The following is a 12,729-nucleotide window of genomic DNA, read 5'->3' on the forward strand; positions in this document are numbered from 1 at the left end:
ATTTAATAAACTGCGTTCAATTAATTTAATCGATAATGTACGACGAATAAAATGAAACTGTCCTTGAAATTCCTTAAAATTCAAAACACCGCCAATCGGAGCTACTTCCCAATTGCCAAAATGCCCAGTTAAAACCAACACCCCTTTTTGCTGAGCTAATACAGCCAACATATGTTCATACCCACGAACCTCAACCTGAGCGCGCAATATTTTTTCGCTCATAAAACGTAATTGTAAAGCCTCTTTAAAGGATTTAAGTAAATGAGAATAATAAGAGATAGCAAGATATTTTTTTTGGAGCTTAGTTAATTGCTCCCCATAAACACGGTCAATATTAGCCATAACTACCTGGCGTTTATAAGGAACATATTTATAAAGCAAACGTCCTAGAAAACTCACCGGTAATGCACTAATTTGCCGTGCTAAATCAAGCACAGGATTTAATCACTAAACAGGTATTCATACTGGCAAACCCTCTATTTATTATCAATACATGTGAATGTTTACTTAACGATCGATGATCTGCACTTACGGATAGCTCGCTACAAGTAGAAGCAAGCTGTTGTAAATTAGCAATACCCGGCACACATTGTGCTTCTAATGCATAAGTTGCCATTACTGCATCAATTAATCCAGAGGCACAAATCGTATGTCCCATAGACCATTTAAATCCAGTTACCGGTATCTGGTATTGGGCAAAAACATTTTTTATTGCCTGAGCTTCACTGTCATCTGACTTTACGTTACCATTTCCATGAGCAACAATAAAGTTAATATCTTGTGGTTTAAGTTCTATTGTATCCAGAGTACGCTGCATCAATTCCGATAATTGCTGCCCACTCGCTTCAATTGAAAATAATCCGGCAACTTCACTGTTAGATAACCCCCCCATAATTTCACCATAGCAACTTGCAGAACGAGCACGCACACTGGCCTCACTCTCTAAGATCAACGCTGCAGCACCTTCAGCCATAATGGTACCATCATGCTCTTTATCAAAAGGCTTTAAATGACGATGACTCAATACACCCAACTGCTCATAATAAAATAAAGATTGCGGTTCAACAGCCAGATCATAAGCAACGACTACAGCACGATCCACCAGGCCCCTACTGATCGCATGATATGCTTCTACCAAAGCCTGGGTTCCTCCCACTGCATGATTCGTTATATTATGATTAGGTCCTTTGAAACCATAAGTGATGCCTGTATATGCAAGAACATTATTTGGCAAAATTCGTAACAACCACATAGGATGTACTTCATCAAATAATTGTTGGGCAAAAGACTGTAAGTGACCTTGTGTTTTTGCCAGTAAAGGCAAAAAGTCATATTGTTGAAAATATTTATTTCCTGGTGAGCCAACAAAAATCGCTGTTTGTTCATTAAATGAATCACTATTAGCCAGGCTATCGCGATAAGGAATCATTTGACTGTGTTCCACAGCTTGCACTGCAGCGTTAATCCCCATTACATCCTGACGTGAAATCACTTTAATTAATTTACGATCAGGTAACATCTTCGCAGGCTGAAAATCTTTTAATTCACCGCCAAGACGACCAGGCCATTGCGATAGGTCCCAACCAGTTATTTCTGTAATACCGCTTTTACCGCCAAAAATAGATTCCCAAGTTGCATCAGCAGTATTACCAGATGCAGTTAATGCGCTTCGACCGGTAACAAATACTTTATTATGCTGACTCATTTCCCTGCTCCTTCAAACTCAGGATGCTTAAATAATAAGGAGCTATTAGAACCACCAAACCCGAAAGAATTTGACAATACCACCCCCAAAGATTTTTCGCGAGGACCCTCAACTACATAATCCAAATCACATTCAGAATCAGGGGTTGTTAAATTAGCAGTCATAGGAATTTGCGCTGTTTCAATAGATTTAACTGCTAATACCGCTTCAAGAGCACCTGCAGCAGCAATTAAATGCCCAGTTTGTCCCTTGGTTGAGCTGACGGGTAAATAAGTGACTTGCTCACCAAAAACTGCTTTAATTGCATTAGTTTCACTTAAGTCATTCATTTTCGTTGAAGTACCGTGCGCATTAATATAATCCACATCTGAGGGTTGGACACCTGCATCGTTCAAGGCTTGCTCAATTGCCTGAATTGCCCCATCGCCATTCGGATGTGAATCAGTAATACGATAAGAACTTAGCGAATTACCTTCGCCAGCTAGTTCAGCATAAATACGAGCACCACGTGTCTTTGCTGTCTCCCATTCTTCTAAAATTAAAAAAGCAGCACCCTCACCTAACACAAAACCATTACGTGTTCTATCAAAAGGACGACTGGCTGTAGTAGGTGTATCATTGTACGTAGATAAAGCTCCCAACAAGCAAAAGCTGGATAGACCTATAGGATTAATCATTGAATCAAAACCACCCGCTAACATAAAATCAGCTTCACCACGACGAATTACTTGCATGGCCAATCCTAAAGCTTGTCCCCCTGAAGCACAGGCTGTGTGAACAGAAGAAGCATAACCTCTGATGCCAAATTGTTGAATCAATAAAAACAAACCCGAATTGGTTGTGGTTTTGCCAAAATCAGCTAATTGGTGAAATTCTTGCGTATTTTCCTGTAATTGGCTCCAGTTTACTTCACCCTGCTGAGCACAAACTTTCTGAAAGCGCTGTAGATAATCAAATTCAGAGGTCATCATACCACTTCCAGTAACAACACCCCATTGTGAGGCAGTCTGATGCGTAGGTATGATGCCCGCGTCCTCAAAAGCCTGCTGTGCTGCCTCTAAAGCATATTGAGTAAATGGCATGGCAAAACGTGTATGCTTATTTATTAATGCCTGATTAGGTTTGAAATTTTTCACTTCGGCGGCAATATACGTGGGAAATGCGCTCGCATCAAAGTGTTTAATCGTCGCGACTCCTGATTGTCTGGCTAATAAATTAGACCACGTGGACTCAACATCAAGACCTAAAGGTGAAACCACTCCCAAACCGGTAATCGCTACCCGTCTTTTCTTCATGTTATCTACCTCCGGGTATAAGCACCACGTCCACAACACAAACCCGCTTACCAGACACTTCACTGCGAAAAGATAAAATGAGCTCATCTTCTGTGTGTCGTTTAACGGTTACATAACACAAAATTACCTCACCAGGATGGACAAACTCATTCATTTTTATTTTGCGCAATTCATAAACACTGTAAGGTACGGAATATTTTGCACGCGCAACAAACTCACGAGCTAGATTTAATTTACACTCCAACAACACAGTCATTGGTAGAACAGGTTTTTTAGGAAAATGATCTGGAAGGAAAGGTGCCGCACGGGTAATTCGTTTTTCTGCAACCAAACTGATTCCTGAATCACTGGAACATATTTTATCAAAGTTCATGGAGAACTTAGCGAATCCAGAATTAACTAGCAACTCCTCATCATGCCTTGGAGTACTTGCCAAGCTAATCGCAGACCAATTGCCCGGATTATTAATCTCAGCATATTGCTGTTTTACTTCATCCACAGCAATAAAATCAGCCATGGGAAGCAAGGGACCTAATGCGCTCTCTACACTAAAAATAAGCTCATCACCTACTCGTGCCTCACTATGATAGTGCACAGCGTGCTCATCCAAGTTATCAATATGTGATTCAAGCAATAGAGTCTCACCAATATAAGCGGGACGATGTAACCTGGCACTGACAACAATGCCAGCCACAGGCCGCCGAGAAAAACCATTGTGCTGCATTACATTCCATGCAGTCAATTGACCTAGAGTTTCACCAATTAAGGACGGAATAAAACAAGCACGTCCCTTTTCATCAATAGTCAAAAAGGTATCATCACCAGTAACGTGCTTTATTCCCCGAATAAGTTGACCAGGAGATGAATCTACAATTCTGTCAACAAACAAGAATCTCATTGGTTCACGCGGGAACTTGTTGTTCGTTCTTAGCAGAGACTACTAATTTGCAGAAGGTCTCAATGGTAAACAACATGGGAATTTCATTGACCTTCATATTTACTTTGAATTGATCTGCAGGGACTTCGTTTAAATAATTTTGTAATGCCTTTAACCCCTGAGCAGTTAATACACCGCCCTTCTCAAATTCATCTTCAGATAAATCACCACGAGCATTTTTTTCTAATTGGCCACGGGGAATTTTAATTTTAAATTCTTTTTCCAATTGAAAAACCAAATCAAGAAAATCAATAGACTCAGCGCCTAAATCTGCAATTAAACGACTGTTTTGCGATACTTCATCTTCATCAATTACTAACACCTCAGCAACAATTTCTCTAACTTTCGGATAAACATCAGCTGCATTCATTATTTTTTTCCTCGGAAATCGGCAGTTTAGAAAACTGTAAATTATATCATAGATTTTTTTAAAGACATAAAATTAACATACTTTGACTGCAAACAGATCCACAATACACACACATTTTGTGCATAAATTTGTAAATGGGATCATTGAAGACTTGTGACAACCAAACCTGATTAACCTACTTGGCTATAACCTGCATCAACGAATAGAGTATGTGCATTAATCATTGCTGCCTCAGGCAAACATAACAAATAAATTGCATTAGCTACATCATGTGTCGTTAAAGGTCTATCACTCAAAGAATGAGCTTGATATTGATCTAATAGTTGCTCTCTATTAGGAAAATACTTTAATGCATCAGTATCCACAACACCCGCAGAAACCGTATTTACCGTAATGCCATCAACAGCTAACTCCAGACTTAAAGAACGAACTAATGCTTCCAGAGCTGCCTTTGATGCGCCAATAAATGCATAGTTGGGAATTGCACGAGACGCTCCCAGGCTTGATAAGGCGATTACTCGAGCCCCGGAAGACATCAAAGACCGTCCTTCACTAACCAAATGATTTAATGCCAATGCATTGGTTTCTAAACACCAGCGCCAATGCTTGGTTGACATCTTAAGAGCCGGTTTTAAAACGCCACTAGCCGCATTACTAATTAAAAAATTCAAACAATTAAAATGCTCACGAAATTGAACAAACATTTCTTTAACTGATTGATGATCAGCTACATTAGCTTGCAATGCGACTGCCTTACGGCCCATTGCCTGAATCTCGCTAACCAAAGTTTGTGCCTCATCAGAACTATTGTAATACACTACTGCAATATCGCATCCTGCCTGAGCTAACTTTAATGCTGTAGCTTTACCAATACCACGCGCACCGCCAGTAATTAATCCTACTTTTCCTGCGAAAATTAAACTCATGGAAACAGTCCTCTTAATAAAAAATCGCTCGCTCATTAAACAAATAGGGCTAGTAGAGGGTAAATTAACCCATCGCCCCCACCTTAAAATAAAGGCATTTTCATTTTTATTCACCAATAATGCAATGTCTACTGCATTAAATTTTCAAAGATCTTGTTTCTGAAGTCCTAGTTTTGTACTATCAGCTCACAATACAACAACCACTTATTTAATGAATGAATTACTCTTGGTCTAAAACTGTATTTCCTATTGCCGCAATCTTCTCTTTTCGCATGTGGGGTTTATTTTTACTAATTCCTGTATTTAGTATTGATGCGGCTAACCTACAAGGAGCAACTCCTGTACTTATCGGTCTTGCCTTAGGAATTTACGGTCTAGCACAAGGAATATTGCAAATACCTTTTGGCCTCTTCTCTGACAAAATTGGTCGTAAACCAATAATTACTATTGGCTTAATCCTTTTTGCCGGGGGTAGCTTGCTTGGCGCACTTACCCACTCTATCTATGGGATGATCTTTGCGCGAATGCTTCAAGGCACAGGTGCTATTGGTAGCGTCTTAATTGCATTATTAGCTGATTTAACTCCCGATGAACAACGCACCAAAGCCATGGCAGTTATTGGCATGACTATTGGCACCTCATTTAGTCTGGCCATGGTGATTAGCCCTGCTTTATCACATCAATTTGGCTTGGCCGGTATTTTTTATCTGACTGCAGCATTAGCCATTTTAGGCCTTCTCCTGCTTCATGTTGTCATTCCAAAACCCACTAGAGAATGCTTTCACAGCGACAGTGAAACCAATCCTGTATTATTTAAACAGGTATTACATAACAAACACTTGCAACGACTAAACGCCGGTATTTTTTGCCAACACTTTATACTTACAGCAACTTTTTTTGCTATGCCTTTTCTTTTAAATAAGCAGGTAGAGCACGGTAATTTAACACAACAATGGCATTTTTATTTACCACTGATGTTAGGTTCATTCCTGCTTATGATTCCTTTTATTTTCCTTGCTGAAAAGAAAAAGCTAATGAAAAGCATATTTCTTTTATCTGTTTTGGTATTAAGCCTCTCCCAACTAGCCTTAGCTTATACTTACCAAAATTGGCTGAGTCTTTGTTTATTCATGCTAACTTTTTTTACTGCTTTTAACATACTTGAAGCAGCATTGCCCTCATTGATATCCAAACAGGCTCATCCCAACAGCAAAGGAACGGCAATGGGTATTTATTCAACCAGCCAATTCTTAGGTCTTTTTTCTGGCGGGGCTTTAGCAGGTATTTTATATCAGTGGCATGGCAGTCAAGGAATTTTTATTATTAATGCTTTGATAGGCACCGCATGGTTGGTTATTGCTTACGCGATGAAACCTCAAGCTTATCTTACAACCCTGATTTTGCCCTGCACTTGGCCTAACAAAAAAGAAGAAGCCTTAACTCAACTTTTAAATATTAAAGGGATAATTGATGTGGTATTTGTCCCAAAAGAACAGGCTTTTTATTTACACATAGATAAGGAACATTATCTTGAAGGTAGCGCAGAACAAATTCTTAGAACAATATCTACCTAGTACTTTTTCTCTCCAACTTTTAGCTAGCTCTTTTTAATAGTTTACTTTACGCTTGTCGTGTTTGCTTTTGCCAAAAATTTGTAATTTATTCAAAGAAAAGCTCCTATTAATTACAAACACATATCTTTTACAAGACATGCAAAATATCTAAATGGATTGCAACAAAAAACGTAATTTAAAAGTCAACTTTAAAGAAGTGTAGCCTACATGAATAAGAACTCACGCTACAACACAAACTTTATTTGATTAGCTGTGAAGAACTATATAAATTAGGTATACTACTTTCCTAACTTTCGCATACAGGAGATAATAAATGGCTCGTGGAATAAACAAAGTTATCTTAATTGGTAACGTAGGGGTTGACCCCGATATTCGTTATTTGCCTAATGGTAATGCTGTAACCACCCTTTCAATTGCTACCAGTGAAGCATGGAAAGATAAAACTAGTGGTGAGAAACAGGAACGCACCGAATGGCATAGAGTAGTTTGCTTTAACCGGTTGGGAGAAATTGCTGGTGAGTACGTACGTAAAGGTTCAAAACTTTATATTGAAGGAAGTTTAAGAACAAGAAAGTGGCAAGATCAACAAGGACAAGATAAATATACAACTGAGATCATTGCCAATGACATTCAAATGCTAGATAGCAAAGGCGGCAGCACGGGTAGTTATGACGACATGTCTCAAGCTCAGCCCTATAATAATACACCCTCACAACAAAGCACTAGCAAACCCCAGCAACAATCACATCAAGTACCGCATGATACTTTTGAACTGGATGATGATGTTCCCTTTTAGAGGTCACCTCAGATTCTTTTGTAAAAAATATTAATGAAACCCCTTAATAATAAAGGGGTTTTTTATTATTGGCATATTCTGCATTGAAAATGAGTGATGCCCATTCATTTGTATATTTTGATAAATTTTCCTATAGAAAGAAACTCACTGATGCCCGAGCACTTGCTGAAGAAAAAAAACATCGTTATTATCCTCTACATGTCCTGAAGCATTTCCAGTTGTCCAAGTTTGATGTGAAATCATTTCAACTCCTGGCGCAACTATTTCAGCACTAATATCTGTCATCGCCGCGAATAACGCTTGAAATCTAAGTGTATTACTAATAATTACTATGCTCAAATTATTGATTTTAAATTAGCACATTATTACTATAATGAAGAGTTAATTTTTAACTAGCATCGCCCTCAATACATCATAAAAATTCAATTGGAAAAATATTATGCCAAATCAACACATAGAAAATAACAACAATAATTTTTTTTCCGTTGACGGTTCTTTCTCTGAAACTTTTTTGAATTTTGAATCTCAAGAACTACTAACAGAGGAACTTCTAAATTCTAAGATTAAGCATGAAATTTATGGAATGTCAGAAAAATTATCTCCACATTATTATGAAGGAAGTCATGTAACGAGCGAGTTTAGGGCGTTTAAGAAAACAGAAAAAGGTAAAAAAACGATTAGTCAAATCGAAAAAGAGTTGAAGGTTTGCTTTCAAAAATTAAGTGAATGGTCAAAAACACACGATCTTGAAGTAATGATTGATGTGGAAGACGAACATACAGGACAGCAAATAGCTACAAGACAAGGTATAGGCGATGAATTATTGTTTTTTTATGACCGACTTATAAAAGGAGACTTTTCAGATAAAATAATTGTATTTTATGCTGATGGAAAAAAAGCAATAGAAACACTTAGCTTATTAATCCAGGACCTAAGCATTGACTTAGTATTTCGTCAAAATGAATTGGTAAATTTAGCGGCTGATGGAAATTTAAGAATGTGTGCCGATGGTTGCTTTTCTCGTTTTACAACAGCAGCAGATGCTTTGAAAAATTACGGCAATTTAGCGATACCAATTTTAAAAAAGAAGTTTATTCGTTCTCTTGCAGAAGAAATCGCGAAAAGACCAATGGCGAGGGCTGTTGGACTTACGATGAATTATATGCAATCTATATGTTTTGTGATTGAGATAGACCCTCATGGAAATGAAATACATGCCGAAAATTTTCTTATTAATACACTGTTAAAAAAATTAAATTTGGAAACCTTCGCAATAAAAGATGAGATTGTTGATCATTTATTTATACCGTTCCAAAGCAAGAGGAAAGATTATCTTTTTCAGCAATTTTTCCGAGAATTTATAACTGAATTTACCGTTAAGCGATTTATTCAATTTATTAAACATGAATATTATCAATCTAAAAATATCGAATTTATTTCGGGAGAATTTAAAGTCCCAAAAGAAATGGATGTCAGTGAAGATTTAAAAGTTATAGGAAAAGATCCAGAATTTGGGGGGGCAGAAGTTTTATCATGGGAGGAAGGTAAGGGTACAGTTTTAAAAGAAGAAAACGCATTAGCAATTACACTAACAGAACGGTTATATGATAAAAACGTGCTGGATGCGACGCATAAGCGTTGGCATTTAAAATTTACTTTACTAAGGGAGTTTTTCACGCAGAATGACATCACTTTTTTTCCAGTAACTTCAAAAACATATACTCAAAATTTTAGAATAATACCTGGTAATATCGAACTGACGTGGCTTAAAAATGAAGAAAATAATCGCGTTTTATTGCTGGAATGCTTGGAACATATACCTAATTGTTTTGACATCTTAAAAGGATTAGTGCCAAACACACTGGTAGAAAGTTTATTTATTAATGTAAACGATCTCATACAGTTTTTTACTAAGTTACCAACAGAACAACATATTGATGCTTTAACATGGATGAAACAGAATAAAGTTGTGTTTGAAGGTGTTTTATTGAATGAACGTTTGTTCAATGAGCTAAATAAACTAAATCATGAGGATATAGTTTTCGATAAGTCTTATTATATGAAAAATTATAACATATTGTTTTCTAAATTATCTACAGAGGCACTTTTTGAATTGATAAAGCAGTTGCCGCCTCAATTAATTAACCATTTACTAACAGAATATATTGATTTACTTAATAAATCTAAATTTATACTCTCCTGGCAAAAGACCCCGGCTATTATAGATTTTATGCGGTTTCTTGTAAAAGGGGGATTTAAAGATTTTCCTTCGTTGATATTTAAAAAAAATTTTCATAGATGGGATCAACAGCAAGAAGATTATGTTACCTTTCTAAAAGATATTGATTTTTCTTATAGTAATTTTGAAAAAATTGAATCACACGCAAGTTTTGCTGATTTAAATTTCGAAGGCTCTAGACTAAAGAATTGCATTATCTTTAACAATATTGTTGGAGTTAATTTCAAAAAAGCTAATGGAAATATAAACATTTTTGGAGATGTAGACCAAGTTGATTTTAGTGATTCTTATTTAGATATTTATATTGAAGGAAAAGTTAAAAATAGTTATTTTCAAAAATTAAGCGGCAATATTCTAATCTTTGGAGATTTTCATGAAAGTACTGCATCTGACTTAAAAGGTAAATTTAAACTGAATGGAAATGTCAAGGAAGCCGATTTGCAAAACTTTGATGGAAAAATAGAAATTAATGGTGCACTTGATAAGGTTAATTTTAAAAATGCTCAAGGAAAATCTTTAGCAATAAATGGAGAGATTAAAAATTGTGATCTGCATGGGATACAGTTTGAAAAAATAGAAGTTAACGGGAAGATAACTAATTCCTATTTGACATCGATAGACTTCAGAAACACTATTTTTGCAGATCCGCAGACTAATTTTAGCACCAATTCAGATAAAGTTTTTAAAGTTGAATTCCAATTTTATAAAGAAGAAAACGACATTTTTAAATCATTTTTTCACGATTCACAATTTTCTACCACTTCGTTAATTCAACTTCTTAACCTTCCATGTATAAATAGATTTACCATGAGCAATCGAGATTTTTTTCTTTTGCGTGGCACAAAATTAAATGAAGTTGATTTTCTAAATAAGGATTTAAGAACATTACTAAAAAGATTTTATCTTATTGATTTTAAAGGGGCTAATTTACAGTTTGCTAAATTTGACTATTTTTTGCAGAATGAAATCCCTTTCTTTTATCAATTGAAATTTAAAAATGCGGATTTACAAGGCGCTTCTTTTGTCAAAACTAATTTAGTCAACGCTATTTTTGATGGGGCTAATCTAAGCAATTGCGATCTCTCAACAGCTGATACGGAAGATATGGGTGTTAGAGGAGCAACAATTAATAATCTTCAGCTACGCAGTGATCAATTATTTAGTTTTTATGAACAAGGACACAGAGATTTTTCAACATTACGTTTAGTAGGAAATCTGGAAAATGTTAAACCCTTTTCCTTAGCTGGCGCTAAATTATCTTTACAAGCTTTTAAGCATTTGAAAGAGCAAGGATTTAATAATTTTAAGGGAGTTGATTTAGCTGCTGTCTCTCATGAGATTGAGATATATCGTAGTCGAGATTCTTCCCCTTTTGAAGAAAATGCACTACATGCACAAGAAACGCTCGCATCAACTCTAAATATTTGTTTAAAGAAAAAAAGTCCTAAAAGAAAACGTGAAATACAGTGCTTATTTGATGAAGATGATGTTAAACAGTTTACCATTCAAAATGAAGAGTCAGGTGAAACTGAAATCGACAGTGAACGTTTTATCGATAAGCTCAAGTCAGCCCCAGAAAATCAACGAGAACAATTAATTGAGTTTGCTAGCCAATATCCTATAGTAGGCACAAAAAAAAACGAAGGAAAAAAACTTATTCAATTAAGAAAATGGCAAGGACATTTTACTAAAGTCCATCAAGTTTCAAATTTAATTTTAAAAGGCGTTATCGGTAAAAATATTTTAATCTCTTTTTTAAATGGGAATTATGAAGATACAGCCATTAATTTGGGACTTCTGGGAGGAGGTTCTTTTTTAGGGCAGTTTTCACAAAAATTGGAAACTATGGGAGACGCTTTTCTGCTGGAAAGGAAAACCTTATTAGGTAACGGATTTAAAGCAGCTTCTCCATTCTTCAAAAGGGGCACATCAGCTTTTATGGTGTATGATTTAGTTCAGGCAGTCAAAGAATTAAATTCAAATGATACAGCGTCTTTAGTCCGCGTAGTGGGTGATGGCATTTATATCGGTGTTGATATTGCAGAAATTGGTATCGAAACCGCAGAAGTTTTTGGGCTTTTTGAAGGCGTTTCTGCAATTACGGGGCCAATAGGTGAAGCGATTGGTGCTGTAGTTTTTTTAGGTACGGATATTTATCAGGCTGTACACTGTGTTAAGCAGATTGATGCGATGCTGCCCTTAACCGGCGGTGAAAAATTTCGTGAAGGGGTGCGCGCATTTTTGGGGATGAGTATTGAAGGCTATCTTGAAGATCTTATCCACGAGAAACAATTTTATGAAGAAGTAATAAAGCAAAAATCGAAGCTCTTAAGAGAGTACTCCATGATAAAAAATTATTTTTTTCCTACTGAGAAACAAGTTTGTCGCAAGGTTTCTTATTTACAAGCGGATTCCTACGGCGGTGGTTTGAATGGCGGAGGCTCACTAGATGGATCATACTGGCGCTTAGCTAAATCATGTGATCAAACGGAAACTGATTTAGATAATCAAATCTTTTTAGATGGACCTAAAGAGCAGAGAACGTTCAGTCGAGCGAAACCTACTATGCCTGAGTCAGGTGATTTACTGTGTTTTCCATCTGGAACCGGAGGGTCAACAGATCTTAGTTATTCTTGTAAAAATGCGATAGGAATAGGTGACTTAAATTCTAAAGATGGAAACTATACACTGATCAATGTAGGAGAAGGTGAAGATAGAGTACGAGGATTTATCGAAACCCCTAATATTATAGTGGCTGGTAATGGAGATAAGCACTTAATAGGTGGCAATCAAAATGACATCTTTTTTTTACAAGGCGATCTGACTAGCGGTTATGTTGATGGAGAAGGTGGGATCAATATTTTAGACCTAGGAGATTTTGCCTCTA

10 protein-coding genes are annotated in these 12,729 nt (G+C 36.5%); 3 read left to right on the forward strand and 7 right to left on the reverse strand.

All coding sequences use genetic code 11. From position 1 onward, the window contains the following. From WA877_RS05135 to fabL, 6 genes are all read right to left on the reverse strand, one after another. Positions 1–435: lysophospholipid acyltransferase family protein (locus WA877_RS05135; protein ID WP_425169863.1), on the reverse strand; the 435-nt coding region annotated here is incomplete at its 3' end. Then, complete coding sequence (locus WA877_RS05140; protein WP_425169864.1) at positions 428–1,705, reverse strand: beta-ketoacyl-[acyl-carrier-protein] synthase family protein; 1,278 nt, start codon at positions 1,703–1,705, stop codon at positions 428–430. The genes WA877_RS05140 and WA877_RS05135, both read right to left, overlap by 8 nt. Next, positions 1,702–3,000: a beta-ketoacyl-[acyl-carrier-protein] synthase family protein gene (locus WA877_RS05145; protein WP_425169865.1), complete on the reverse strand. Its 1,299-nt coding sequence runs from the start codon at positions 2,998–3,000 to the stop codon at positions 1,702–1,704. Before WA877_RS05145 ends, WA877_RS05140 begins: the two co-directional genes overlap by 4 nt. A 1-nt stretch (position 3,001) precedes the next feature. Continuing rightward, positions 3,002–3,898, reverse strand: a complete 897-nt coding sequence (locus tag WA877_RS05150; protein WP_425169866.1) for a 3-hydroxyacyl-ACP dehydratase FabZ family protein — start codon at positions 3,896–3,898, stop codon at positions 3,002–3,004. Between the two features lie 4 nt (positions 3,899–3,902). Continuing rightward, complete coding sequence (locus WA877_RS05155; protein WP_425169867.1) at positions 3,903–4,307, reverse strand: acyl carrier protein; 405 nt, start codon at positions 4,305–4,307, stop codon at positions 3,903–3,905. Between the two features lie 170 nt (positions 4,308–4,477). Further along, entirely contained in the window at positions 4,478–5,233 is a 756-nt protein-coding gene (gene fabL / locus WA877_RS05160) for an enoyl-[acyl-carrier-protein] reductase FabL (protein ID WP_425169868.1), read from the reverse strand. A gap of 215 nt (positions 5,234–5,448) precedes the next feature. On the opposite strand from fabL, the gene WA877_RS05165 reads away from it, so the two are divergent. Together WA877_RS05165 and ssb are read left to right on the forward strand one after the other, a co-directional pair. Further along, positions 5,449–6,807, forward strand: coding sequence for an MFS transporter (locus WA877_RS05165; RefSeq protein WP_425169869.1), 1,359 nt, complete (start codon positions 5,449–5,451; stop codon positions 6,805–6,807). Positions 6,808–7,120: 313 nt separating this feature from the next. After that, a complete protein-coding gene (ssb, locus tag WA877_RS05170) occupies positions 7,121–7,603 on the forward strand; it encodes a single-stranded DNA-binding protein (RefSeq protein WP_425169870.1) in 483 nt (160 codons plus the stop codon). A gap of 144 nt (positions 7,604–7,747) precedes the next feature. Here ssb and WA877_RS05175 read toward each other — a convergent pair whose 3' ends face one another. Further along, positions 7,748–7,888, reverse strand: coding sequence for a hypothetical protein (locus WA877_RS05175; protein ID WP_425169871.1), 141 nt, complete (start codon positions 7,886–7,888; stop codon positions 7,748–7,750). A 154-nt stretch (positions 7,889–8,042) separates the two neighbouring features. On the opposite strand from WA877_RS05175, the gene WA877_RS05180 reads away from it, so the two are divergent. Then, on the forward strand, positions 8,043–12,729 hold a 4,687-nt coding region (locus WA877_RS05180), incomplete at its 3' end, for a pentapeptide repeat-containing protein (RefSeq protein ID WP_425169872.1).

Origin of the sequence: Legionella sp. (assembly GCF_049790535.1) — a bacterium.
Taxonomy (GTDB): Bacteria; Pseudomonadota; Gammaproteobacteria; order Legionellales; family Legionellaceae; genus Legionella.